The organism is Priestia sp. 3CA3 (genome assembly GCF_056836725.1).
Genome location: NZ_JBXENJ010000009.1, coordinates 1 through 26,314, shown reverse-complemented (window position 1 = coordinate 26,314; position 26,314 = coordinate 1). Strand labels below are relative to the sequence as shown.

Sequence of the window (26,314 nt, the reverse complement as noted above, 5' to 3'; positions counted from 1 at the left end):
CATCCCAAATGTAAGAAGCTTTGTAATGATTAGTTGTAATCAATAACTTGTTTTCCTTCTTCCCTATATAGAATGTCCCGATATTTCGATTATATTCTGGAAAAATTAACCGAAAAGAATTGAAAACGATGTGAGGACGAAAAAGATTTGGTACAATAGAGCAAATAGCGCTTGCGCTTGTAGACAAAAAAGAACAAATAAAAGGAGATCGTGATGGGTTCTTTATTGCAAATTAACAATATTACAGGGGGATATACGAAAACTCCCGTCTTAAAAGATGTATCGTTTGATGTAAATGCAGGTGAATTAGTTGGGTTAATCGGCTTAAACGGAGCCGGAAAAAGTACAACGATTAAACATATCATTGGATTAATGGAAGCAAAAAAAGGAAGTGTATCCATTAATAATAAAACCTTTCAACAAGACCCAACAGGCTATCGAAGTCAGTTTACGTTTATTCCAGAAACTCCTGTGCTCTACGATGAATTAACATTAAAAGAACATTTGGATATGACAGCTATGGCTTATGGACTTGAGCCTCAAGCATATGAAGCACGTCTGCAGCCGCTTTTAAAAGAATTTCGTTTAGACCGGAAGTTAAAATGGTTTCCCGCGCATTTTTCAAAAGGGATGAAGCAGAAGGTTATGATTATGTGCGCTTTTTTGGTTCAGCCGTCTCTTTATATTATTGATGAACCTTTTTTAGGTTTAGACCCGCTTGGTATTCAATCTTTACTTGATTTGATGACGGATATGAAAAAGCAAGGTGCAGGCATTTTAATGTCCACACACATTTTGGCGACCGCGGAGCGCTACTGTGATAAATTTGTTATTTTACATAACGGAGAAGTAAGAGCGCAAGGAACGCTTAAAGATCTTCAAGAAGAATTTCAGATGCGCAATGCTACTCTTGATGAAATTTATATTGAATTAACAAAGGAAGAAGGCTATGAGTAAGATTGACGCATTATGGAAGCAACGATTTCAGCAGTATTTAGTGGATGTAAGAAGATATACAAAATATATCTTAAATGATCACATTAAATTAGTGTTAATTTTTGCGATTGGCGGTTTAGCCTACTATTATCAACAGTGGTTGAGTACATTAACACCTGCGTTTCCTTCGGCTGTAGTGATTGCGGTCCTTATGGGATTGATTTTAACAATGGGCCAAATTCAAACGTTTTTAAAACGACCTGATTTAGTCTTTTTGCTTCCTTTGGAGACGAAGCTGCAGCCTTATTTCAAAAAATCTTTTTGGTTTACCTTTACGATTCAGCTTTATATTTTATTATTTGCAACGGGTGCAGCAGCGCCTCTTCACGTAAAAGTAATGCATGATTCTTACTCAAATATTTTTGTGTTTTTTCTGCTATTACTCATTCTGAAAGTTGTAAACTTAGGCATGTCTTGGTGGGCCGTATGGTTTGAAGAAAAGTGGGCGAAGTGGACAGATTATATCGTCAGATTTTTCTTAAACGCAGTTTTTACTTATTTCTTATTTTCGCATGCATACGTATTTTTCACAGGAATTGTAGCGGTAATTATGATTGCGCTAGCCGTTTATTATCGCTCTCTTACAAAAAGGAAGCCGATTAAATGGGAAAAGCTAATTGACTTAGAAGAAAAGCGCATGGGCTATTTTTATCGATTAGCTAATTTATTTACGGATGTTCCACAAGTCAAAGAACGAATCAAACGCCGTAGATATTTAGATTGGCTAGTAACACGTATTCCATTTCGTCAAAATGCCACTTACCATTACTTGTACACCAGAACATTTTTGCGATCAGGAGATTATTTAAGTTTGCTCGTTCGCTTAACTGTCATTGGCGGATTTTTAATTGTAGCTGCGCCGTTTCAATACGGCAATATAGTGGTTGTTTTATTTGTTGTATACATGACGGGTTTTCAATTACTCCCGCTTTGGAAGCAGCACAAGCAAATTTTATGGCTTTCTCTTTATCCAGTCGAAGCTAAAGAACGAAAAAGGGCATTTTTGGACGTATGGAAAAAAGCGCTGTATGTACAAATTCTTGTGCTCGCCATAGTGGTGGCTTTTTCTAATATAGTTGCTGCACTGCTTTCCTTGGCAGCAGGTGCTATATTTATTCACTTATTTGTAAATGCATATGTAAATAAAAAATTAACGTAAAAAAAGCTCCGAATGGAGCTTTTTTTACGTTTTTAGACTACTTTTGAGACGAAGATAATATCCGAAAGCGATAGACGTTCATCGCTACTTTTGTGAGATGATCAAGAAGCTGATAATTCGCATACGCACCTACAACAGCTCCAATTCCCGGCATCAGCTGAAACATTTTCACAACATCAATGTAATCGCGATATTCTTGTTGAAAAGCTTTCCAATCAAGCTCAAGAAGTTCCTCTTTCTTTTCCTCCCAGCTTTCTACTACTTCGAGCAGCTTCGTTCTATGGTCGTCGCTGCAAAAGGCAAGATGAAAAATATACAGCATATAAATGCGTTCTTCTTTTTCTTTTACATCAAAACCATACGTCGCGGCAATGTCAAATAAGCACTTCATTTTTATGGAAAGAAGAAGTGGGAAATCTGCTGCGCCTAAAAGGAGACCACCTGCACCAGTACCAGCTCCTTCTACAGCAGCTGTTTTTTTGTACTTAGGTATGAGCTCCAAAATTCTTTTCTCTTTTTCTTCAAACGAAAGACCGCTGACATCTCTTTTTTTAGTCGTGAAATCGGACCCAACAAGCGTGGTTTCAACCATTTTTTTTATACTTTCAGTTATAATTCTATGGACTTTAGCAGGGATTTTTTCATTTAGTTTAAGCTGTAAGGCTTTTGCGGTACGCTGAAATTTAGAAGGTCGTTTCAACATGCTAAATTTCCAATGTTCAGCTTCTCGTAACACTTTTTCTTCATACGTATTCAAAAAAGTCACCTCTTTTCAGTCGATATAAATACTACGTTTTAAGTGAGAAAAAGTTTCCTAAAATAAAACAGCAAGCAATCGTCTGTTTATCTGTACGAATGCTTGCTGAATGATTAATTCGCTTTTATTGCGTTTTTAGAATGAGCTTGTTCTCTTAAATACTCAACAGCAGTCGTACCAAGCGTTTTCGCTGCGATAAGCATTGCTTTTTCGTTAAAATCAAATTTAGGATGATGATGAGGATAAGGAGCATCTACACCTTCTGGCTGAGCTCCTGTAAAGAAGAACGTTCCTTTAATATGCTGCAAATAATAAGAGAAATCTTCTCCAGTCATGTGAGGCTCCGTTTCTTCGACTGTATGAACTTCATCGATTTGAGAAGCAGCAGAAGCAAGAAAGGCCGTTTCTTCCGGGTGGTTTACGACGGAAGGATAGCCGCGCGTATAACTCAGCTCATAAGAAGCATCAGCTGTTAAGCATGTACCTTGGACAATTCGTTCGATTTCTTTTTCGACATCATTTCGTACATCTTCATTAAATGTTCTTACCGTTCCAATTAGTCGAGCAGAATCAGCGATAATATTAAATGCATTTTCCGCTACAAAAGAACCTATGCTTACAACCGCTGAATCAATTGGATTTACACGTCTACTTACAATTTGCTGTAAATTAACAACAAGCTGAGAGGCGATGACGATTGAGTCTTTTGTTTTGTGGGGCTGTGCACCGTGTCCGCCTGCTCCTTTGATCGTAATTTCAAAGCGATCAGCAGCAGCCATAATAGGGCCCGTTCGATATTGAACCACACCAGTGGGAGTTAATGACCATAAATGCGTTCCGAATATCGCGTCTACACCGTCTAAGCATCCGTCTTCAATCATGGACTTGGCGCCTCCGGGAGCATACTCTTCGGCGTGCTGATGAATGAAGACGATTTTACCAGGGAGAGAATCTCTTATTTCAAAAAGCGCTTTAGCAAGGACTAAAAGAGTAGCCGTATGACCATCGTGGCCACATGCATGCATCACGCCCGGAACAGTTGATTGATAGGGTACATCTTTTTCATCTTGAATAGGAAGGGCATCAAAGTCGGCTCTCAAAGCTACAGTAGGACCAGGTTTTCCTCCTTGAATACTTGCTACAATGCCGTTTCCTCCTACATTTGCTCGGTAAGAAATACCGATCTTGTCATAAAAAGACCGAATGTAGGCAGCAGTTTGAAATTCTTTAAAAGACGGTTCTGGATACTGATGCAGATATCGGCGAATTTGAACCATTTCATCAAATTTTTCTTCAAGTAAAGTATGTAGCTTGGAGTTCACATAACCATATCCTTTCTGTGTAAGTTGAATAAAGTTTTGAATTTTTTGACATTTTAATCATTATATCATTATCTATAAAAAAGAAAAGAATGTAAGCGTTGTTATTGAAAAAAGTAATTGAATCATGAAATATTTTATATACATAATAGATACATAAGATGAGAAATAGGGACAAAGAATGAGTTTTTTACCAATTTTCTCGTGAGATGATAGGAGGTAACGATATGGTAGATTCACAAACTGTATCTCTGTACAAAAAATTGATGTGGGCGTTTGGGATTGCGGGTCTCGTTTTTTTAGGAGTGTTGTTTGCTGTGTCGACAGATTCTTTTCAAGGAGACCGCTGGCTTGTTTCAGCTATAGATGACAGCACTATTCTTCAGTCAGCGTCATCTGTTTTTCACGGCCTGTCTTTTTTAGCTTCAAAAGTGATGATTATGGTTCTTTTAGCTGTACTTATTGTTTTTTTATTTTTAAAAAAAGACTATATTGGCATGATATCCTCATTTTTACTTATTTTAAGCGGCGATATTATTAATAAAGCAGTTAAAGATGCGGTAGAACGAGCCCGTCCTCTTGAAGGCATCGAAGGCTACAGTTTTCCAAGCGGCCATGCAATGATGGGAATTCTTATCTACGGTCTGATTTTCTTTTTTCTGATCAAGCATATAAACAATCAAAAGGTGGCCAAGTGGTATCAGCGGGCAATTACTTTAATTGTTTTGTTAATCGGCGTGAGCCGTATTCTGTTAAGAGAACACTTTTTAACAGATGTATTAGCTGGCTACAGCTTAGGGCTTATGTGGCTAATTGTAGGCATTTTCTTCTATACGCTTGTTTATGCGTATGTAAGGCCGTCAGCGGAAAAAGAGTTTCCAAAAGGTATGTAACAAATATATACATATAACCCCCTTCATCAAAAGAAGGGGGCTTTTGTTTAAACTAGGAACATTGCGACAATCGTTGTAACAACTAATCCAATCGCTACAGGTTTTAAATTGCGTCTAGCGAGTTCAAACGGACTGACTCCACAAATCGCAGCAGCTGGAATGAGCGCCCATGGAATCAACGTTCCCCCTCCAACCCAAATCGCAGCAATTTGCCCCAAAGCAGTTAGCGTGGCAGCGCCCGATCCTAAAGCAGATGCAAATAAATGAGAGACAGAGCCTACGAGTGAAATACCTGAAAAGCCTGAACCGTCTAACCCTGTAATAGCTCCTAGCGCAGTTATCGTCACAGTAGCGACCTGTGCAGTTAACGGTACAGTCGAAGCAAGCGCAACGCCTAGGTCATTGACAAGTCCATGTGATCCTTTCGGAAGAAAGTCACCAATGATTGTTTTGAATCCAGCATCTCCTAAATAGAAAAAAGCGGCAATCGGAATAACGGGACCGAATACTTTAAACCCAAACTGCAAGCCTTCAATCAAGTAGGAAGTTGTTTGTTCGAGACCTTTTCCTTTGTGAGCAATAAGCGACACCACTACTAAAATAAATAGAGCTGTACCTCCAACGAGAGCAGTGGCATCTCCTCCCTGTAAATGAAGGGCGAACATTGCCCATACGTCTATAGCAAAGAAAAGAGGAACTATAATGGCTAAGGCCCGGCGTAATGAAGGAGAAAGAGGTGTGGATTGGTTAGAAGAGCTGCTTGTTAAAATTGTCGGTTGCGCCTGAATTTTATTGTGCTTCATATCTTGTTTTAGAAAGTAAAAAGCAGAGAGTGTGGTAACGACTCCCATCACAATGACAAGAGGGACACTTGCTTGAACAACCTCGTGAACCGGAAGACCTGCTGCGTCAGCGGTTATCTTAGGGGCAGCTTGAATAACAAAGTCTCCTGAAAGCGCAACGCCGTGGCCGAATAAATTCATCGCTACAGCTACGCCTATAGCTGGAAGCCCTACGCGGATGGCAACTGGTAAAAGCACGGCTCCAAGTAAAGCAACGGCTGGAGAAGGCCAGAAAAAATAGGAGATGGTCATCATAACTAATCCAATAACCCAATAGGCAAGAGTAGGTGTTTTAATGAGGCGAGCAAAAGGTGAAATCATCGATTCATTTATTCCTGTAGCCATTAAGACTTTGCTCATGGATACAATAATTGAAATAATTAAAATGGTAGGAAGCAGTTCTGTAATGGCATAAATGAAGCTGGAAAAAACAGCGCTGACGGAGTGGCTTAACGAAGAGGTAGCCGTTAAGGAAAGCAAAAAAATCCCGAGTATACAAAGGATACTCGTATCTCGCCGCATAATCATAAAGCCGATAATCAAGGCGATAAAAAGGACATACATCCAATGAAGAGCTCCAAGCTCTATGCCCATAAAAATTCCTCCCAATAGGTGATGTAGTATACAATATGACGTTTGTGCCTATTGTGATACTCGCCTACTAGGAGGATGTTTACTTATTTAACTACGTGGTATGAGGTCACATAAGAAGGGCGAGAGAAAATCGATGGCTGCTGATCCACGCCTTCTGACGTACCGCGTTTTTTGTGTGCTTCATTATAGGCTTTTGAAGACTGCCAATCGCTAAATGAACTTTCATCTTTCCATCCTGTAAAGATAATGTATGTGTCATTTTGCAGTGGACGAAGCACACGAATAGCTGAAAAGCCTGCTTCATTTTCAATTAAACGAGCGCGTTGGCTAAATCGCTGTTCAAACAAAGGACGGCCTTCATCTGTAACTGAAATATTATTTAGTACAGCAAATCCGCTATCTGCAAGATCTCCAGAAGCATCTAATACTTCATAAGCATGTCCTTCTTTAAAAATTGTATCTCCATCTGTTTCGTGGACTAGTGCAAATTGATCGTCATCTTTGTGAAGCAGTAATAAACGTTCACTCGGATGTTCGTCGATCAACTTTTGAAGGTAAGGGCCTGTTCCGTAAGTAATAAAGATCTTCATGGATTATACTTCCTTTCTAATTGGGAATTGCATACAATTTACAATTGTAAATCATACTAAAATTATAAATTTTTACACACAAAAATTCAAAAATTGTGAACTTCTAATGAAGATGGTAAAGTAAAACATTGATGAAGTTGTTTTCCATATTATCAAAAGTTTAGCGGAAGAAAAGGGGTGGCACGATGTACAAAAAAGGCTTATACGCAATTGCTGCCTTAGTTGGAATTTTTCTATTAGGATTGATTGGATATATTATCATCTTGTTTCTTGGAAACTATGTAATTGATGAGAAAAAAATCGTCATGGACTCGGCTACGAGATTAGTCGATGAAAATGGAGACGAATTAACAAAGCTCTATGTGAAAAATCGGGACTTAGTTTCAATTGACAAGATTCCAAAGCATGTGCAACAAGCATTTATTTCAATTGAAGATGTTCGTTTTTATGAACACCACGGAATCGATTTTAAATCTATTGGCCGAGCATTATACCGAGATATATTGGCTGGGGGAAGTGTTGAAGGAGGAAGTACTTTAACACAGCAGCTGGCTAAAAATGTGTTTTTATCGAATGATAAAACGCTGCTTAGAAAAACAAAAGAAGTAGTGGTGGCCATTAACTTGGAGCAGCGTTACAGTAAGCAAAAACTGCTTGAAATGTATTTGAATCAAATATACTTTGGACACGGAGCCTATGGAATCCAAGCTGCATCCAAGCTTTACTTCAATAAAGATGTCTCCGAATTAACGGTAGAAGAAGGTGCACTTCTCGCTGCACTGCCAAAAGCACCGAATTCCTATTCTCCTATTTTACATCCAGAAAAAAGTATAGAACGTAGAAATGTTGTGTTAAATGCCATGCAAAAAGCAGGTTATTTATCAGCTGAAAAAAATGTCCGTTTGCAAGGAAGAACGCTGGGGTTGAACATAAAGGAGCAGGCTAAAAATCCAGCGTATTTAACCTATATCGATATGGTTATCCAAGAAGCAGAGAAGAAATACAGCATTTCGGGCAATGAGCTTCTGCGAGGAGGTTATACGGTCAAAGTACCGATGAATATAAAAGTACAAGAAGCCGCCTACGAGCTGATGAAAGAAAATCGTTATTTTCCAGGTACAGATAACAGTGCCCAAGGTGCTTTTGTATTAGTCGATAACAAAAGCGGAGGAGTTTTATCTGTTATGGGAGGCCGAGATTATGTACAAAAATCGCTCAACCGCGTAAATGTCAAAAGACAGCCAGGTTCTACGATGAAACCTATTGCGGTATATGGCCCTGCGTTAGAAGAAGGTCAATTCAAGCCTTATTCGTTGCTGCAAGACAAGCTTAGAAGCTACGGGGGATACACACCTAAAAACGTAGACGGCCAATATGCTAAAAAGGTAACGATGTATGATGCCTTAAAAGATTCTAAAAACGCAGCTGCCGTCTGGACATTGAATCAGCTAGGAGTTGAAACAAGCAAGCAGTATCTCACAAAGCTAGGAATTCCGTTAGAAGATAAAGGGCTTGCGATTGCTCTTGGAGGATTAAAAGAAGGAATTACACCGCTTCAATTAGCAGGAGCGTACCGGGCATTTGCTGAAAATGGAGAAAACATCCAACCGTACTTTATTCAAGAGATAAAAGATCAAGATGGAAAAGTGATTGCAAAAGCTGTTCCCGACACTCACAAAGCATTTTCAAAACAGACGGCTTGGTATATGACAAAAATGCTTCAAGGAGTTGTTAAAGAAGGAACGGCAAAAAATGGAGAGTTTAAAGGAGAGTTAGCAGGAAAAACAGGGTCTACTTCGTATACGAATGTTAAAGGAGCCACAAGAGATGCTTGGTTTGTTGGATATACGCCAGATGTTGTAGGAAGCGTGTGGATGGGATATGATTCTACAAATGACCAGCACTATTTAACAAAGGGAAGTTCTTATCCAACTCTATTATTTAAAGACATTCTAACAAGAGCTGGTTACGACGAAGCTGCATTTCAAAAGCCAGCAGGCGTTAAAGATCTGCCAAAACCAATACGTTTAGAGCAAGTTAAAGACTTAAAACAAGAATTAACATTCCATCCATTTGGTTTGCTAACGGTAAGTTTATCGTGGACACCTTCACCTGATAAAAGAGCTGTTTATTATGTTTATGAGAAAAAAGGGGATAAAGCCGAATTGATTGGCAAAGTGAAGGGAAAAGGAGCATTTGAAAAAGAGCGTGTGAATCTGCTCGACAGTCCTACTTATTATGTAGTTCCTTACAATTCCCAAACACAACAAAAAGGAAAAAAATCCAACGAAGTAACACCTGCTCTTTTTCAATAAAAAAAGGAAGAGTAGGGCGATTTTTTGACATTTTTAGCAGGTGGCTATACAAGTCGTAAAGAAATGGGTATAGTGACAAGTAGAGAATATAACGTGAAACTTTAATCAGTAGAGGAACCGGTATGTTCCTTTGCTGATTATTGTCTGTCTAATCGAAGAAAATACGGATGGAAGACAATCGAGAAAGGTGGAAATTATGAGTCAAGGAACGTTTAACGATACTTTTTTAAAAGCCTGTAGAGGGGAAAAAACGGATCATGTTCCGGTTTGGTATATGCGCCAAGCAGGGCGTTCACAGCCGGAATACCGAAAGCTAAAAGAGAAGTACTCTCTATTTGAAATCACTCATCAGCCGGAGCTTGGGGCATACGTAACACGCCTGCCCGTTGAACAGTACGGAGTGGATGCAGCTATTTTATATAAAGATATAATGTCACCGCTTCCTTCAATTGGAGTGGATGTTGAAATCAAGTCAGGAATTGGTCCTGTCATTTCTAATCCAATTCAATCTTTAAGCGATGTAGAAAAGCTAGGAGAAATTACCCCGGAAGAAGATGTTCCGTATGTATTAGATACGATTAAGCTGTTAACAACAGAACAGTTAAACGTACCTCTAATTGGTTTTGCCGGTGCTCCTTTCACAGTAGCAAGCTATATGATTGAAGGAGGACCTTCAAAAAACTATAATAAAACAAAAGCATTTATGTACACGGAACCTAAAGCATGGTTTGCGCTAATGGATAAGTTAGCAGATATGACGATTACATATGTAAAAGCGCAAATTGACGCTGGAGCAAAAGCCATTCAAATCTTTGATTCATGGGTGGGGGCTTTAAATGTAGCGGATTATCGTTATTTTATAAAGCCTGTTATGGAGCGGATTTTTACCTCTTTGCGCGAAAAAAATGTACCTCTCATTATGTTTGGAGTAGGAGCAAGTCATTTGGCAAAAGAATGGCATGATCTGCCGCTGGATGTAGTGGGATTAGATTGGCGAACGCAGCTGGATGAAGCACGTGCACTAGGCTTAACAAAAACACTGCAAGGAAACTTAGATCCTGCTATTTTGTTAGCTCCATGGGAAGTTATTGAAGAACGTGTAACAGAAATATTAGATAAAGGGATGGCCAGTCCTGGTTACATCTTCAACTTGGGGCACGGCGTCTTTCCACAGGTTCAGCCGGAAACGTTGAAGCGTTTAACAACCTTTATTCATGAATATTCTGCAAATAGACAATAAATTGTCAAATAATTTGGAGCGCTAAACTTTGAATTTTTCTTTTTATTCATGGCAAAATGAAGACAAGTATCGAATCTAACAAAGAGGTGTCGAACACATGAGTAAAAAAGTAATGGGATTACTTGTAATGGCATATGGAACACCATATAAAGAAGAAGATATTGAACGTTACTATACACATATCCGCCGCGGACGTAAACCTTCACCGGAAGCCTTGGAAGATTTACAAAACCGCTACGAAGCAATTGGGGGCATTTCACCTCTTGCAAAAATTACGCAGCAGCAAATGGAAAGTCTAGAAAAGCGCTTGAATGAAGTACAGGATGAAATTGAATTTAAAGCGTATCTTGGCTTAAAGCATATTGAACCGTTTGTTGAAGATGCAGTAGAAGCCATGCATAAAGACGGAATTAAAGAAGCGGTCAGCATTGTGCTTGCACCTCACTTTTCAACGTTTAGCGTAAAATCTTATAATGGACGCGCCAAAGAAACAGCTGAAAAATTAGGAGGACCAATCATTCATTCCGTAGAAAGCTGGTACAGTGAGCCAAAGTTCATTCAGTACTGGGCTACACGTGTTAAACAAACGTTTGATTTAATAGACGAAGAGAAACGCCAAAAAGCCGTATTGATTGTTTCTGCGCATAGCTTGCCAGAAAAAATTATTGCAGCAGGAGATCCATATCCAAATCAGCTTCAAGAAACAGCGGATTTAATTGCACAAGCAGCTGGTATTGAACATTACGAAATTGGCTGGCAAAGTGCTGGAAATACGCCTGAGCCATGGATAGGTCCTGATGTCCAAGATTTAACAAGAGAACTGCATGAAGAAAAAGGCTATACGTCGTTCGTCTATACCCCGGTTGGATTTATCGCGGATCACTTAGAAGTACTTTATGATAACGACTACGAATGCAAAGTGGTAACAGATGAAATTGGGGCTGATTATTACCGTCCTGAAATGCCGAATGCACAGCCTGAATTTATCGATGGGTTAGCTACAGTTGTGTTAAAACGAATTGCCCGTTAAGTCAATATAGATTCTTTGTACGTTGAACAGGGACGAAAAGTAACTTATAATCAATATAAAGAAAAGTAAGAAGCGAGCTATGGGTTTCCATAATCGCTTCTCTTTATATTGAATTTTACAGAAAAGGCGATGATAACATGACGGATAGACGAAAAAAGGTTGTCATCATCGGTGGAGGAATAACAGGTCTTTCAGCTGCCTATTATTTGCAAAAAAAAATAAAGGATCATCAGCTGCCTATTGATCTTCAACTAATAGAAGCGACGCATCGGCTTGGCGGGAAAATTCAAACGGTCAAACGAGACGGTTATTTATTTGAAAAAGGTCCTGATTCATTTTTAGCGCGTAAGCTAGCTGCTACAAAACTGGCAAAAGAAGTGGGGCTAGATCGGGAGCTAGTCGGAAATGAAAAGGGAAAATCCTATATTCTAGTAAAAGATACGCCGCATGCGCTGCCTGATGGTGCTGTAATGGGGATACCAACCAAGTTATCTCCTTTTATCACAACAGGGCTATTTTCGCCTGTTGGCAAGCTGCGCGCAGCAGCTGATTTTTTTATACCGAAGACAAAAAATCAGGATGACCGTTCGCTAGGCGTATTTTTTAGAAGACGGTTTGGTGATGAAGTTGTTGAAAATTTAATTGAGCCTCTATTATCAGGAATTTACGCAGGAGACGTTGATCGTTTGAGTTTAAGATCAACATTTCCACAGTTTTTGCATGCTGAACATAAGTACAGAAGCTTAATTGTTGGAATGAAAAAGCTAAAAGAAATTCACCCACAGCACGGTGATGATTCGGAGTTTAAAAAAAATAGCGTCTTTTTAACATTAAAAGAAGGTCTTCAATCGCTAGTAGATGGGGTAGAAAAAGCAATAGATCCTGATATTATTACAAAAGGAATAAAGGTAGAGAAAATTTATAAAGAAGATACCACATATGAATTATCCTTAAATAGCGGGAAAGTAATAAAAGCAGACAGCGTTATTGTAACTTCCCCTCATGCAGCTGCTCAGTCTATGCTCTCGGAATATAAAATATTCGAACCGTTAAAGCATATGCCTTCCACTTCAGTAGCTACTGTTGTGATAGCCTTTGCACAAGAAGCGCTGCAAGACAATCTAGATGCAATGAACATCGCCGTTTCCAGAAATAGCGATTACACGATTACGGCATGCACGTGGCTAAATAAAAAGTGGCCGCATGCAGTTCCGGAAGGAAAAGTGCTGCTAAGATGTTTAGTTGGACGAACCGGGGATGAAGCTGTGGTGGATCAGCCTGACGATGAAATTTTTAAAATTGTCCTGGAGGATTTGAAGAAGCTCATTACCATTTCTGCTGAGCCTGAATTTTACGCGGTAACGAGATGGAAGCAGTCAATGCCTCAGTATACGGTCGGACATCACGATATGCTAGATACAATGAACGAACAGCTTGAAAAAGAGCTTGCCGGTCTTTATGTAGCGGGAAGTTCATACGAAGGTCTGGGTATACCAGAATGTGTAGAGCAAGGAGAAGATGTGGCTAAAAAAGCGGTTAAATATGTGCAGCAACTGTAGAAGTGGAGCGGTGAATCAATGCTCCGCTTTTTTGTCTACTACCCGTAGAGAAAGGTTATACTAAGAGAAGAGATTGTGGTTGAAAAGCAAAAGAAACTTATGCTATAGTAAAACCGTACTTGTTGACTGAAATATTCATTTGGTCAGAAAGAAGGGGATAACGTGGCGATAGACCGAAAGCAATCAGTTGTTGATGCAGCGTCAAAATCATTTGCGCTGTTTGGATATAAAGCAACGACTATGGAGCAAGTGGCGAAGCTTGCAAATGTCGGAAAAGGAACGATTTATACTTTTTTTAAAAACAAAGAAGAGTTATTCGATGAAATTGTGACACGAATGATTCGAGAAATGACAGATGCAGCTGAAACTGTCATTGACAGCAGCCGTCCTTTTTTTGAAAATGCCCAAGCAGCCATTTTTCGAATCTTAGAATTCCGCACTGAGCATCAGCTCATGCTGAAGCTGGTACAGGAACAGCAGTTAGGCACTACAGCAGTGCAAGAAGTGCTGGTGCGAGTAGAAGAAGAGATTTTGACTTATATAAAAAACAAAATCGAAATTGCGATTTCTAAAAAAGAAATCAAACCGTGCAATCCGGAGCTCACAGCTTTTTTACTATTTAAAATGTACATTGCACTCGTCTATGATTGGGAAAAACGGCATGAGCCGCTTTCAGAAGAAAAAATTGCTGAATTAATTGAACTATACTTTTTACGCGGTCTGTCTCAGTGAGATGGGCTTTTTTCATAGAAAAAACAAAAAAGGTCTCATGACGAGACCTTTTTTTATTGTTCATTATCATCTTTTTTTACGCCGTTTAATTCTGTATTTCCTGTTTTTGCATCTTCTTCTTTTTGCTCTACTTCTTTTTCGCCTTCTTTTTTAAGATCGAAGTAAGCTTTAATAGAATCGCCTGTAATAGTTTTACTTAACGTATTAGATGTACCTGCTACATAAGCAGAAGGGATTACGACCGCTACGGCTACTTCGGGATTATCATAAGGTGCGTATGAAACGAATGTAGAGTTACGGACGCTTACGCCTTTGTTAAATGTTTCAGCTGTACCAGATTTACCAGCGATATTATACTGACTGTATTTTCCTGTATTAAGTAAACGCCCTGTACCATGTGAGCTAGTAACTACGCGGCGGAAGCCCTGCTTAACAATGTCAATTTCCGACTGACTCATTGTAATACGGTTTAATACTTCCGGCTCAAACGAGCTTTGTACGCTCCCTTTTAGTTCACTATCAAGCTCAGGCTCACGAATTTCTTTTACTAGGTGGGGTTTCATACGATAGCCACCGTTAGCAATTGTTGAAATGTATTGAACAAGCTGAAGAGGTGTGTACGTATCATACTGTCCAATACCAAAATCTAGTGCTTTACCTGGTTCATTTGTGACGCTGTTACGAATACCGGTTGATTCGTTTTCTAATTCAATTCCCGTTGAAATTCCAAGACCAAACTGGCTATAGTATGAGCGCAGCTTATTAAAGATAGACGGTGGAATGTTCAGTCTGCCGCCAGGGCGGTACGTTTCACCAGCCATGCTCATAACCGTGCGGTACATAAATACGTTTGATGATTGTTCTAGAGCTTTTTCGATTCCAGTAGCTCCCATATTATGTGAGGACTTTTTCTTAGTGCCTCCAGCAAATGTCATCGGTGCATCATAAAACACCGTTCCAGGCTGAATAGCGCCTGAATCAAGACCTGCAAGAACAGTAGCTCCTTTTACAGCTGAACCCACTTCATAAGAAGTTGTCATGTTACCAAGAGCAAAATCTTGTACTTTTCGTGCTCCCGTCTTTTTATCTGTAACGAGCTGTTTTCCACCCATTGCTAAAATGTCTCCCGTGTGAGGGTCCATCATAATAGCAAACGCGCGATCCATTAATCGTGAACCAGCTGCTCCAGATGTCACAGCTTTTGTTAAAATATCTTCAACTTGTTTTTGAAGTTCCATATCAATTGTTAAAATCAAGTCACTGCCGCGCTGACCTTCTGTAACGGTCTCTTGGCTAACTAAGTTGCCAGAGCGGTCCGTTATGTTTTGCACGCGAGCTTTTTGACCGCGAAGAACGTCTTCATACTGTTTTTCTAAATAACTTTTTCCTACTCTATCGTTACGGCTGTAGCCGTGGGACAAGTAGTACTGTAAGTTTTCGCTTGGCAATCCTTCATCTGCCGATGTGATTTTACCAAGCAGCGTGCTAAGTAAGCCATCGTATGTATACATACGGTCCCAGTAAGTTGTTGTATCAACGCCTGGCAAGTTCCCTAATTGTTCACTAATAACGGCAAGCTCTTTATCTGTTAAGCCGCTTTTAATAATTTGAGCGGTTAACGCGTAGCCGCCTTCCATCTTGCTTTTAATAGCAATCACTTCAAGGTCATCTTTCACCGATAAAAGTTCGTTTTTGGTGATGCGCTTCAGCTGAAGAGGATACAAATCATCTTCAGAAAGCTGACCTTCTTTTACTTTTTGCTTATCTGCTGCGGTAATTTTTTTCGCTGCTGCTTTTGGATGAGTTGCAATCCAATAATCTTTTAAGTCGCGTTCTGTTAGCTTAATCGTATTTTTATCTTTCTTTTTATCCGATTTGCCAAACACGTCTGTTGTAACAGGAACATCAATAAGAGTGGCAAGCTTTTTAGCTACTTTTAGCTTGTCTTCTTGAGTGACGCCCTTCAAACGCGTGTACGTGACAGCGTTCAACGGTTTATTATCCACGATAACGCGGTCATAGCGGTCTAGCATCTTTCCGCGAGGAACCGGTGAATCTACCGTTTCATCTTCTGTTTTTTCAACTTCTCGTTTATAGTTCTCTCCGTACACAATCTGTACGAAGCCTAATCGTAAAATGAGTGCAGAAAAAAGCAGGAAAACCACAATAAACAGCCAGTTAATTCGAAATGAGACATGTGTTTTTTTGCGCTTTTTAGTTTTCATGTAAACCCCTTCACTTTGTTTATACAAGTTAAAAAAATTCATAAATTTTCTTATGAATCTATCACTCTACATATTAACATAATTTTGTCTATAAATGTTATTAGGTGGAATAAAACAGATAAAAATTTTATAGAAATTTTTGCGGAAGAAGAAAGACCTGTCGAAGGGTGCTGAAGGGGGGTGTTCAATATTTTCCACTCGGTTGTTCAATATTGTTACCTGTTCAAATGTCCTAGAATCGGTAAAATAAAGAGAGATAGATATCAAGGGGGGCAAAACGAATGAAAATGAAAAGGCTTTCAATAATGTCTGGCGTGTTAGCAACATCACTTTTATTTGCGACAGCATGTTCAAACTCAGGTACGGATTCAAAAGCAAGTAAATCAACAGGCTCAGGTGATCAAGTTGTTATTGATATGTTCCAGTTCAAAGTGGAAATTGCAGATCAGCTGAAAGAATTAACGGATGAATATACAAAAGAACATCCAAACGTAAAGTTTAACATCCAAACAGTCGGCGGAGGAGCGGACTATGGTGCAGCATTAAAAGCACAGTTTGCCTCTGGAAATGAACCTGATATCTTTAATAATGGAGGGTTCCAAGAAGCGCAAACGTGGAAGGATAAATTAGAAGATTTGTCTGATCAGCCGTGGGTAGATAATCTGTATGATATCGCTAAAGAACCGATGACAATGGACGGGAAAATCTATGGTCAGCCGCTAAACTTAGAAGGTTATGGTTTTATTTATAATAAAGATTTATTTGAAAAAGCAGGCATTAAAGAATTGCCTAAGACGCTGTCGGAATTAGAAGCAGCTTCTAAAAAGCTTAAAGCAAAAGGCATTACGCCATTTTCTAACGGATACGGCGAGTGGTGGGTGCTAGGTAACCACTTATTTAATATTCCAATGGCGCAGCAAGATGATCCAGATGCGTTTATTAAAGGTCTAAACGAAGGAAAAGCAAAATTTGAAGGCAATGAAACGTTTAAGCAATTTATGAATCTGTTCGATTTAACGTTAAAGTATGGAAATAAAAATCCATTAACGACAGATTACAATACACAAGTTACTCAATTTGCTTCTGGTGAAACAGCGATGATGCAACAAGGTAACTGGACGGTAAATATGATCACGAAAATCAATCCGGACATGAAAATGGGCTTTATCCCAATGCCGATCAGCAACGATGCGAAGAAAAATGATAAATTAGCAATCGGAGTTCCAAATAACTGGGTAGTGAACAAAAATGCACCAGATGCAGATAAAAAAGCAGCGAAGGAATTCTTAAATTGGATGGTTTCTTCTAAAGAAGGTCAAAAATTCTTAGTTGAAAAGTTCAAGTTCATTCCAGCGTTCAAAAACATCGATGGAAAAGGAATCGATTCTTTATCTGATGATATCTTAAAATACTCTGAAGAAGGCAAAACATTATCTTGGAACTGGTTTAAGTATCCAGAAGGAACGGTTCAAGAAGTAGGCGCAGCAATGCAGTCTTACGCAGGCAAACAAATGACGGAAGAAGAGTTTATGAAGAAATTAGATACAATTTGGGCAAAAATGAAAAAATAACCAAAAAGTCCGCGTGGAAAACGCGGACTTTTTGGTGTGAAAAAAATAGCTGGTTAGATTCATAGTTATGAAAAAATAATAGTTAATTGAAAGCGCTTTTAATGTATAATAATAGTCATAATGTATGACATTAGTCAAAGGAGGTTAGTTGTGAAAGGCTGGAGCATACGCAAGAAATTAATTTTGTTTTTCTTATTCGCAACCGTTATTCCCTTTTTAATTTCAACGATTTTTACGTATCAATACACAAAAGAAACGGTTAAGAATCGATTTATTTCTACCAACTATCAAGTTATTAAAAATGGAAGCAATGATTTGAGTGATTACTTAAATGAAATTGCTAATATTACAAAAAGGCTGTACGGCTACCACCCATTTATTAAAGTGTTAGATGAAGGCGTATCAAGTGACTTAGGAGCCAATCAACTGGAAATATCACGCACTCTTCTTTATTTATATAATACTCGTCCAGAGATTGAACAGCTCCATCTTTATATTGAGAACGGGCATGACTCGTATACAGCTTATAATTCGAAAGTGAGCAGCAGAGGGAAGTACGATGATATTTACACTCAGCCTTACTATTCTTATTTAAATAAACATCATAAATTTCTTGCCATTGAGCCTACCCATGAAATTTATAGCTACAATAATTTATCAACGTTAATTGACTCACTGCCGAATCAAGTTATTAGCTTTCATCAGCGGATTGATGAAATTCCATCAGACAAGTTGTTAGCTTATCTATCTTTAGACATTAACATGACACAAATTCAATCTATATCGCAGCGCTTATATAATGAAGAGTCAGAAGATTTTTATTTAATGAACAATAAAGGGAAGGTTTTGTATTCTTCGGATTCAAAGGTTATTGGAAAAAACGAAAACTACCCGTGGCTAAAGGCGCTTACGTCTCAAGAGGATCACAGCATGGAATGGGAAGATAAAAGCTTCTCAGGCGTATTAATGTATGAAAAGCTTAAACAGCCTTTTGAGGACTTATACATTGTGAAGCGAATTCCTTACAGTGTTTTATATGAAGATGCAAGAAAGACAGCACTTATGAATGTATTAATTGGCCTGCCATTTTTGTGTATGCTCGTTATCGCTACGCTTTTTATATCGGTCCGTTTTACACAGCCGATTAACGTATTAATTCGCAATATGAAAGAAGTGGAAAAAGGATCATTTGAAGTCCGGTTTAAATCGCTTGGAAACGATGAATTTGGTGTTTTAGGAAGGCACTTTACCTCTATGGTAGAAACAATTAATGACTTAATTGAACGTAAATTCCGATTGGAGTTAGAAAATAAATCAACGCAGCTAAAAGTGTTGCAGTCACAAATTAATCCGCATTTTTTATACAACGCATTTCAATCGATTGGAACTCTTGCCCTTAAGCATAAAGCAGTTGAAGTATATTCTTTATTAACCTCACTTTCTCACATTATGCGTTACAGCATGAATATGAAAGAGGATATCGTTAGCTTAAAGCAAGAAGTCGATCACGTAAAAGCTTTCTTGAGTCTACAGAAGCAGCGGTTTGGTTCAAAGTTTGAGTATGAGTTAAATATCGAAAAAGAGGCAGAGCTTATGCGAATACCGAAAATGATCTTGCAGCCTCTTGTTGAGAATTCTTTTAAGCATGGATTCGAAACCCGCACAGGAAGCGGAAAGCTGTTGATTTCAGCGAAGTTAAACGGAGAAGAACTGATTCTAACTGTTTCTGATAACGGAAAAGGGATAGGAGAGAAAGAGTTGAATCAATTAAAAGCGAGACTTCAGCAATCGTATAATCAAACAGATGAGCATATTGGGTTGCAAAATATTTATGAACGACTTCGCATCTACTATGGAGATCATGCTTCAATGCAAATTAGCAGTCAAGAAAATCACGATTTTACCGTTGTCATAAAGCTAACAACAATTGAAGAAAAGAGGGATAGTGATGAAAGTATTAATCGTGGATGATGAAGAGCATGTAAGAGAAGGAATAAAGCTGCTTGGACAGTGGGAAGAGCATGAAATTACAGATGTGATAGAAGCTGATAGCGGTGAGCAAGCGATTGCGCTTATTGAGGATCACGGACCGGAAATCATTTTTACTGATATGAAGATGCCTAATATCGATGGAATTGCTTTGTTGGAGTGGATTAAAGAGAATTCACCTTCTAGCAAAACGATTGTGGTAACAGGGTATGATGACTACCACTATATGCGTAAAGCTATTCATTTTGGAAGTACGGATTATATTCTAAAGCCAGTGGATCCTTCGATTTTAAACGATACGCTTGTACGAGCTGTAACTCAATGGAAGAAAGAAGAAGAGTCCAGAAAAGTCCATAATAGCAGCTATCGTTTAATCAATGAAATGAAGCCGATTTATCGAGATCGAAAACTAACGCAGTTAATGAACAATTATTTGCTAAATCAATCAATCTATGAAGAGTTTGGTTTCCATCTGACTAGAGAATATGAAGTGGGGATTGTACGTGTAGATGAATCCATTATTCGTTCTTTTGGCGGTGACCGGGATTTAGCCTATTTTTCAATTTTAAATGTAATCAATGAAATGCTGATGGCAGAAGAAAATGGGGTAGCCTTCCGTTATTTATCAAATAAGTGGGAAATTATCATTATATTTTGGAATGATTTTGAACGCATAACCTCTTTGCTGACGACTTTACATACAGCAATTCGCCGTACGTTAGACGTGAGCTGTCGGATTGCAAGAGGATGCAAAGTCTCTTCTATTGATCAGCTAATGAAATCCTATGAACATGCGAAAAATTCGCTTTTATTAAGCAATGTTCTTGATCAAAATAAAGTGAAGGTCTACGGCGAGCAAGACGTTTTAGCAAGTGCTTTATTAATAAATATGATGGATTATAACAGTAAAATTGAAGAGGCGCTGCAAGTAGGGAAGTTTGAAGCTTTTTTGCCGGTATTCAACGAAATTATCACAGCTTTTGAAGCACAAAATTATCTATCATTAAAGCAAATTCTGCATTTTGAGCAGGAATATCAGCTGTTAAGCCAGCATTGGTTAAAAAGATATCACATTCCTTATACGATAAGTAATGGTCCTGAATATGTTCTTTCTTTTTTCTATAACCAAGATGGGCAGTTTCAGCTAGCAAAGTATGTAGAGAGAAAAAAGCGTGAAGTAAAGCGTTTTTTAAAAGTAATAAAAAGGTATAGCAAGCAAAACAATCGCGACGTTATTTATGAGATCGAACAATTTTTGCAGCAAAATTTTCATCGAGATGTGAAGCTTCAAGAAATATCGGAACGTTTCTATTTAAGCCGTGAATACATTTCGAGAAAGTTTAAGCAAGAATTTCAAGAAAATATTTCAGATTATATGGTGAAAGTCAGAATGAATAAAGCCAAATCACTTTTACTAAATGAAGAACTAAAAATCTATGAAATTGCGAATATGATTGGATATCATGATGATAAATACTTTCGAAAAGTGTTTAAAAAAGTAGAAGGCATTACGCCAAACGAGTATCGCAGTTTGACCGTATAAAAAAAAGCTGAAACTGTTATAAAACAGTTTCAGCTTTTTTTATTTCATGATATCTAGGCAGTGATCGCATTTGTTTCCATAGCACTCATGCTGTTCCTCGATGTCGTTTCCGCATTCTACGCACTTTTTATTGGGTAATCTTTTGAAAAATTCAGTCATTTTTTCTAACATTTAAATCCCCTCCGTTGTTTTTTGTTACTAACATTGTATTATAACAGATGTTGAAATGTCAATTATGTTTTATAACAATTTAGCCTATTTTGCTATTCTAAGTGGTTATTTGTTATATAACAATGAGTTATTTCGATAAAATAGGCAAAACGAGTATCTTTCAGTTAGTTTTCAAAAAAAAGTAGGGTATACTGAACGTAATAAAAATAGTACGAAAGGGTGATTGAAATGAAAGTAACTGTTATTGGTTTTTGGGGAGGATATCCTGCTGTTTCAGAAGCTACTTCTAGCTATTTAGTTGAGCACGATGGATTTCAGCTGCTTGTTGATTGTGGAAGCGGTGCATTGGCTCAGCTGCAAAAATATGCAAAACCAGAAGAAATAGATGCGATGATTTTATCTCATTACCATCATGACCACGTGGCTGATGTCGGAGTATTTCAATATGCTCGCCTCATTCAGACTCATCTAGGGAACGCTGTTAAGGAACTTTCTATTTACGGACATACATATGATCAGGAAAGCTTCAACAAACTTACTCATAAAGGAATTACCAAAGGAGTAGAGTACGATCCGAGTCAAAAACTTGACGTTGGGCCTTTTACAATCGAATTTATGAAAACGAAACATCCAGTCGTTTGTTATGCCATGAAAATAAGTGCTGGCAATCAAACCGTCGTGTACACAGCGGACTCGAGCTATTTAGAAGAATTTGTTTCTTTCTCAGAAAATGCAGACCTTCTTATTTGTGAATGTAACTTTTATGCTAGCCAAGATGGAAGCGGTGCTGGACACATGACAAGTACAGAAGCCGGTACACTTGCTTCTAAAGCAAGTGTCAAACAACTCATGCTTACTCACCTTCCACACTACGGAGAACACCAACAGCTAGTAGAGGAAGCTGCTGCTCATTATCAAGGTACGCTTACGTTAGCTGAATCAGGATACGTATGGGAATAACAAGGAGGAAAATGAATGTTATTTATTGATAATCAAAAAAATTATGATCCCCGAATTAACTTAGCAATTGAAGAATATGCGCTCAAGCATCTAGATATTAATGAGACATATCTGCTGTTTTATATTAATGAACCTTCTATTATTATTGGAAAAAACCAGAACACCATTGAGGAGATTAATACAAAATATGTTGAAGATCAGCATATTCATGTAGTGAGACGTCTATCTGGAGGCGGTGCCGTTTATCATGATAAAGGAAATTTAAACTTCAGCTTTATTACGAAAGACGATGGAAATAGCTTTCATAATTTTAAAAAGTTTACCGAGCCAGTCGTGGAAGCGTTAAAGAAATTAGGAGTCAATGCTGAGTTAAGCGGACGAAATGATTTAATGGCGGAAGGACGTAAAATTTCTGGAAATGCTCAGTTTTCGACGAAAGGAAGAATGTTCAGCCATGGAACTCTTCTTTTTGATTCAGAGATTGAAAACGTGGTATCAGCGTTAAAAGTAAAAAAAGATAAAATTGAATCCAAAGGCATTAAGTCTATTCGAAATAGAGTAGCGAATATCAGTGAATTTTTAGAACAGAAAGTAACGGTGGAAGAATTTAGAGAAATGCTGCTTCGGTATATCTTTGAGGGAGAAGAAAATATAACAGAATATAAACTAACGGAAAAAGATTGGGAAACGATTCATCAAATTTCTAAAGAGCGCTATCAGTCATGGGATTGGAACTATGGAAAATCACCTAAATTTAACTTACAGCACTCTCACCGCTTTCCTGTGGGACAAATTGACGTTCGTTTGGAAGTGAATAAAGGGAAAATCGATGCTTGCACCATCTATGGAGATTTCTTTGGAGTGGGAGATGTCGAGGAAGTACAGGGGAAATTAACAGGTGTTCGTTATGAAAAAGCTTCTATTGAACAAGCCTTAGAGGACATCGATATTCCACATTATTTTGGTAATATTACAAAAGAAGAGTTTGTTGAATTAATCTATTAAGAAAAAAGTCTGCCACATCAGGCTTTTTTTCTTTTTAAACAGATGAGTCTTGTCAATAGAACAGCAGTAACATTATAATAGAATAGAAGAAGTAAGAATTTTTCCATTATTATGACTTAATAATGAATGGTTGTTCATTCATTCGTTATTAAAAGGAGGAAGTTATGAGATGAATTTGTCAGCACAGCTTCATAAAACAGCTGAGCAATTTCCGCAAAAATCGGCATATGTTTTTATGGATCAGGAAACATCTTATGCAGATCTTGATGCATCGGTATCTAAGTTTGCTAATGGTCTGAAGCAATTAGGTGTAAAAAAAGGAGATCATATCGCTTTAATTGTCGGCAACTCGCCTCATTTTGTTATTGGATTGTACGGTGCTCTTCGAGTAGGAGCTACTGTTATACCCATTAATCCTATTTACACAGCGGATGAAATTAGCTACATGCTTCAGGATGGAGATGTAAAAGCAGTTATTGCGGTTGATTTACTTCTCCCTGTTTTAAAAAAAATCATTGGACACACTCCATTTTTGGAACACGTTATCTTATGTGAAATGACAGATACAGTGGAAAGTATACCTTCTTATTTTCACACGTTTTCGCAAGTTGTAAACAGAGGGGAAGCTACATATGATTTTCTCGAGTTAAAAGAAGAAGATGTGGCCATCATTCTGTATACGTCAGGAACGACTGGAAAACCAAAAGGAGCTATGCTTACGCATAAGAATATTTATTCAAACGCTCAAGACGTAGCAGATTATTTAAGTATAAATGAGAATGACCGAGTCGTAGCTGCTTTGCCGATGTTTCACGTATTTTGTTTAACTGTTTCATTGAATGCGCCTTTAATGAATGGAGGAACGATATTAATTGAACCAAAATTCAGTCCATCTTCTATATTTGAATTAATTCAAAATCGACAAGCGACTATTTTTGCTGGTGTTCCGACAATGTATAATTTTTTACTTCAGCATGACAAAGGGAAAAAAGAGCACTTTCACACGGTAAGGCTTTGTATATCAGGCGGGGCATCAATGCCGGTGGCACTTCTAACCCATTTTGAACGTAAGTTTGGGGTCATGGTAGCAGAAGGCTATGGATTATCTGAGGCTTCTCCTGTGACATGTTTCAATCCGATTGATCGAGAGAGAAAAGCAGGTTCTATAGGCACATCTATTATGAATGTTGAAAATAAAGTGGTAAATGAACTAGGAAAAGAAGTAGAAGTAGGACAAGTTGGCGAACTTATCGTCAAAGGCCCTAATGTGATGAAAGGGTATTATAAGCTTCCTGAAGATACGGAATATGCTCTCCGAGATGGTTGGCTGTATACAGGTGACTTAGCAAGAATGGATAAGGAAGGTTATTTTTATATCGTTGACCGTAAAAAAGATTTAATTATTGTAGGAGGATATAATGTTTATCCTCGCGAAGTAGAAGAAGTGCTATATGCGCATCGGGATATTGTAGAAGTGGCTGTTATCGGAGTTCCTGATCCTTCTTTAGGTGAATGTGTGAAGTGTTACGTGGTTTGCAATAATCAAGAGATAACGGAAGAGAAGCTTATTGCCTACTGCAAAGAGCACCTTGCTAAATATAAAGTGCCAAGTGAAATTGAATTTTTAAAAGAACTTCCTAAAAATACAACGGGAAAAATTTTAAGGCGTGCACTGAAGCAACAGGTATCTCAGGAGCGATAAAATGAAAGCGATTCCAATTTGGAGGTGGTAAAAGAATGTCATCTATTTCTTATGAAATAAAGGGACACGTCGCCCATGTGATACTGAACCGTCCGGAAGCGATGAATGCTTTTAATTACGATATGCTTAAAGAATTGGAAGAAGTAATTGAAGGAATTCGTATTCAAAAAGATATTCGCGTTGTGACGTTTAAAGGGGCAGGTGAAAAATCTTTTAGTGTAGGTGCGGATTTAAAAGAACGTAAAACCCTCTCTGATCAAGAGGTAAAGCGCAATATTTACAAAATAGGAGAAGTGTTTTCTAAGATAGAGCAGCTTCCTCAGCCAACGATAGCAATCATCAACGGATATGCATTTGGAGGAGGAATGGAGCTGGCTTTAGCATGTGATTTCCGGATCGCTTCAACAGAAGCGCTTATGGGTTTAACGGAAACAAGCTTAGCGATTATACCAGGCGCAGGAGGAACACAGCGTCTCCCTCGCCTAGTTGGTGAAGCAAAAGCAATGGAACTAATTTTAACAGCTCAGCGCCTCACGGCATCAGAAGCAAAAGAATGTGGTCTAGTAACGAAGGTAGCTCCTGGATATCAAATAGAAGAAACAATAGATATTTTTATCTCGCTTTTATTAAAAAATGGGCCAATTGCACTTCAGCAAGCAAAATTTGCTATCAAAGAAGGAATGAAGGCCGATTTGCAGACTGGTTTGCAAATTGAACGAAAAGCATATGAGTTAACGATTCCGACAGAAGATCGTCTAGAGGCGCTTCAAGCATTTGCTGAGAAGAGAAGACCTAGTTTTAAAGGGAAATAAGAAGGGGCTGTCTAATGGACAGCTCTTTTTTAATTTCTTCGTATAATGAAGAAATTGAAAAAAGTAAAGGGTTCAAGAATAGAGAAGGCAAAGTTTAAACCTAGCTTTTGCCTATAATATGATGATATGATCTAGATAAAACAGCCATCTGAATCAAAAAGTAATGATTTCGAATTTTTTTGTTAAAAAATGTTGACTTTAATAAAGATATATTTTATTATTATAAAGCGTCGTTGAGACATAACAGTAACAACGAAGCTGAAAAAAGAATTTTAAAAAGTTGTTGACATTACGTCGGTAACTTGATAAG

General features: G+C 38.2%; 21 protein-coding genes. 15 read left to right on the top strand and 6 right to left on the bottom strand.

The genetic code is table 11. From position 1 onward, the window contains the following. Nucleotides 1-213 precede the first annotated feature (213 nt). Together AC1VNJ_RS21470 and AC1VNJ_RS21465 are read left to right on the top strand one after the other, a co-directional pair. Nucleotides 214-957 (top strand): ABC transporter ATP-binding protein, encoded by a 744-nt coding sequence (locus tag AC1VNJ_RS21470; protein ID WP_034267986.1) that lies wholly within the window; start codon nucleotides 214-216, stop codon nucleotides 955-957. Then, nucleotides 950-2,155, top strand: a complete 1,206-nt coding sequence (locus tag AC1VNJ_RS21465) for an ABC transporter permease (RefSeq protein WP_154992349.1) — start codon at nucleotides 950-952, stop codon at nucleotides 2,153-2,155. Before AC1VNJ_RS21470 ends, AC1VNJ_RS21465 begins: the two co-directional genes overlap by 8 nt. 37 nt (nucleotides 2,156-2,192) lie before the next feature. Here AC1VNJ_RS21465 and AC1VNJ_RS21460 read toward each other — a convergent pair whose 3' ends face one another. Together AC1VNJ_RS21460 and AC1VNJ_RS21455 are read right to left on the bottom strand one after the other, a co-directional pair. After that, nucleotides 2,193-2,912: an EcsC family protein gene (locus AC1VNJ_RS21460; RefSeq protein WP_154992348.1), complete on the bottom strand. Its 720-nt coding sequence runs from the start codon at nucleotides 2,910-2,912 to the stop codon at nucleotides 2,193-2,195. A gap of 113 nt (nucleotides 2,913-3,025) precedes the next feature. Beyond that, nucleotides 3,026-4,234 (bottom strand): M20 family metallopeptidase, encoded by a 1,209-nt coding sequence (locus tag AC1VNJ_RS21455; protein ID WP_154992347.1) that lies wholly within the window; start codon nucleotides 4,232-4,234, stop codon nucleotides 3,026-3,028. A gap of 224 nt (nucleotides 4,235-4,458) precedes the next feature. Here AC1VNJ_RS21455 and AC1VNJ_RS21450 point away from each other — a divergent pair, with 224 nt between their 5' ends. Continuing rightward, nucleotides 4,459-5,124, top strand: coding sequence for a phosphatase PAP2 family protein (locus tag AC1VNJ_RS21450; protein ID WP_028412547.1), 666 nt, complete (start codon nucleotides 4,459-4,461; stop codon nucleotides 5,122-5,124). Between the two features lie 47 nt (nucleotides 5,125-5,171). Here AC1VNJ_RS21450 and AC1VNJ_RS21445 read toward each other — a convergent pair whose 3' ends face one another. Next, nucleotides 5,172-6,560, bottom strand: a complete 1,389-nt coding sequence (locus tag AC1VNJ_RS21445; protein ID WP_034267976.1) for a hypothetical protein — start codon at nucleotides 6,558-6,560, stop codon at nucleotides 5,172-5,174. A gap of 83 nt (nucleotides 6,561-6,643) precedes the next feature. Beyond that, nucleotides 6,644-7,150, bottom strand: a complete 507-nt coding sequence (locus tag AC1VNJ_RS21440) for an antibiotic biosynthesis monooxygenase family protein (RefSeq protein ID WP_013055327.1) — start codon at nucleotides 7,148-7,150, stop codon at nucleotides 6,644-6,646. Between the two features lie 185 nt (nucleotides 7,151-7,335). On the opposite strand from AC1VNJ_RS21440, the gene AC1VNJ_RS21435 reads away from it, so the two are divergent. From AC1VNJ_RS21435 to AC1VNJ_RS21415, 5 genes are all read left to right on the top strand, one after another. Further along, nucleotides 7,336-9,465, top strand: coding sequence for a transglycosylase domain-containing protein (locus AC1VNJ_RS21435; RefSeq protein ID WP_033580640.1), 2,130 nt, complete (start codon nucleotides 7,336-7,338; stop codon nucleotides 9,463-9,465). A gap of 196 nt (nucleotides 9,466-9,661) precedes the next feature. Beyond that, nucleotides 9,662-10,705, top strand: a complete 1,044-nt coding sequence (gene hemE, locus AC1VNJ_RS21430; protein WP_013055329.1) for a uroporphyrinogen decarboxylase — start codon at nucleotides 9,662-9,664, stop codon at nucleotides 10,703-10,705. Nucleotides 10,706-10,802: 97 nt separating this feature from the next. Continuing rightward, on the top strand, nucleotides 10,803-11,735 hold the full coding sequence (gene hemH / locus AC1VNJ_RS21425; RefSeq protein ID WP_028412544.1) for a ferrochelatase: 933 nt from the start codon (nucleotides 10,803-10,805) through the stop codon (nucleotides 11,733-11,735). A gap of 137 nt (nucleotides 11,736-11,872) precedes the next feature. Further along, nucleotides 11,873-13,294, top strand: coding sequence for a protoporphyrinogen oxidase (gene hemY / locus AC1VNJ_RS21420; RefSeq protein WP_311265338.1), 1,422 nt, complete (start codon nucleotides 11,873-11,875; stop codon nucleotides 13,292-13,294). Between the two features lie 162 nt (nucleotides 13,295-13,456). Continuing rightward, the gene (locus AC1VNJ_RS21415) at nucleotides 13,457-14,026 is read left to right on the top strand and encodes a TetR/AcrR family transcriptional regulator (RefSeq protein ID WP_028412542.1); all 570 of its coding nucleotides are present in this window, start codon (nucleotides 13,457-13,459) and stop codon (nucleotides 14,024-14,026) included. Between the two features lie 53 nt (nucleotides 14,027-14,079). Here the strand turns inward: AC1VNJ_RS21415 and AC1VNJ_RS21410 are convergent, their stop codons facing one another. Further along, nucleotides 14,080-16,251 carry a peptidoglycan D,D-transpeptidase FtsI family protein gene (locus AC1VNJ_RS21410; RefSeq protein ID WP_028412541.1) on the bottom strand — a complete coding sequence of 724 codons (2,172 nt, stop codon included), beginning with the start codon at nucleotides 16,249-16,251 and terminating at the stop codon, nucleotides 14,080-14,082. Between the two features lie 281 nt (nucleotides 16,252-16,532). Between AC1VNJ_RS21410 and AC1VNJ_RS21405 the strand changes: the two genes are divergently transcribed. The 3 genes from AC1VNJ_RS21405 (at nucleotide 16,533) to AC1VNJ_RS21395 (ending at nucleotide 21,354) form a co-directional block, all read left to right on the top strand. Further along, nucleotides 16,533-17,822 carry an ABC transporter substrate-binding protein gene (locus AC1VNJ_RS21405; protein ID WP_013081692.1) on the top strand — a complete coding sequence of 430 codons (1,290 nt, stop codon included), beginning with the start codon at nucleotides 16,533-16,535 and terminating at the stop codon, nucleotides 17,820-17,822. Nucleotides 17,823-17,972: 150 nt separating this feature from the next. Next, nucleotides 17,973-19,793 (top strand): cache domain-containing sensor histidine kinase, encoded by a 1,821-nt coding sequence (locus AC1VNJ_RS21400; RefSeq protein WP_098112857.1) that lies wholly within the window; start codon nucleotides 17,973-17,975, stop codon nucleotides 19,791-19,793. Continuing rightward, nucleotides 19,771-21,354 (top strand): response regulator, encoded by a 1,584-nt coding sequence (locus AC1VNJ_RS21395; RefSeq protein ID WP_047751673.1) that lies wholly within the window; start codon nucleotides 19,771-19,773, stop codon nucleotides 21,352-21,354. The genes AC1VNJ_RS21400 and AC1VNJ_RS21395 overlap by 23 nt, the downstream gene beginning before the upstream one ends. Nucleotides 21,355-21,393: 39 nt before the next feature. Here AC1VNJ_RS21395 and yhfH read toward each other — a convergent pair whose 3' ends face one another. Next, the gene (gene yhfH / locus AC1VNJ_RS21390; protein ID WP_013055337.1) at nucleotides 21,394-21,525 is read right to left on the bottom strand and encodes a protein YhfH; all 132 of its coding nucleotides are present in this window, start codon (nucleotides 21,523-21,525) and stop codon (nucleotides 21,394-21,396) included. Between the two features lie 228 nt (nucleotides 21,526-21,753). On the opposite strand from yhfH, the gene AC1VNJ_RS21385 reads away from it, so the two are divergent. The 4 genes from AC1VNJ_RS21385 (at nucleotide 21,754) to AC1VNJ_RS21370 (ending at nucleotide 26,004) form a co-directional block, all read left to right on the top strand. Continuing rightward, on the top strand, nucleotides 21,754-22,485 hold the full coding sequence (locus AC1VNJ_RS21385; RefSeq protein WP_034267959.1) for an MBL fold metallo-hydrolase: 732 nt from the start codon (nucleotides 21,754-21,756) through the stop codon (nucleotides 22,483-22,485). 15 nt (nucleotides 22,486-22,500) lie between these two features. Further along, nucleotides 22,501-23,490 carry a lipoate--protein ligase gene (gene lplA / locus AC1VNJ_RS21380; RefSeq protein ID WP_034267956.1) on the top strand — a complete coding sequence of 330 codons (990 nt, stop codon included), beginning with the start codon at nucleotides 22,501-22,503 and terminating at the stop codon, nucleotides 23,488-23,490. Between the two features lie 169 nt (nucleotides 23,491-23,659). Then, nucleotides 23,660-25,192: a fatty acid--CoA ligase family protein gene (locus AC1VNJ_RS21375; RefSeq protein WP_482641277.1), complete on the top strand. Its 1,533-nt coding sequence runs from the start codon at nucleotides 23,660-23,662 to the stop codon at nucleotides 25,190-25,192. Between the two features lie 35 nt (nucleotides 25,193-25,227). Next, nucleotides 25,228-26,004, top strand: a complete 777-nt coding sequence (locus AC1VNJ_RS21370; protein ID WP_047751671.1) for an enoyl-CoA hydratase-related protein — start codon at nucleotides 25,228-25,230, stop codon at nucleotides 26,002-26,004. The last annotated feature ends 310 nt before the right edge of the window (nucleotides 26,005-26,314 follow it).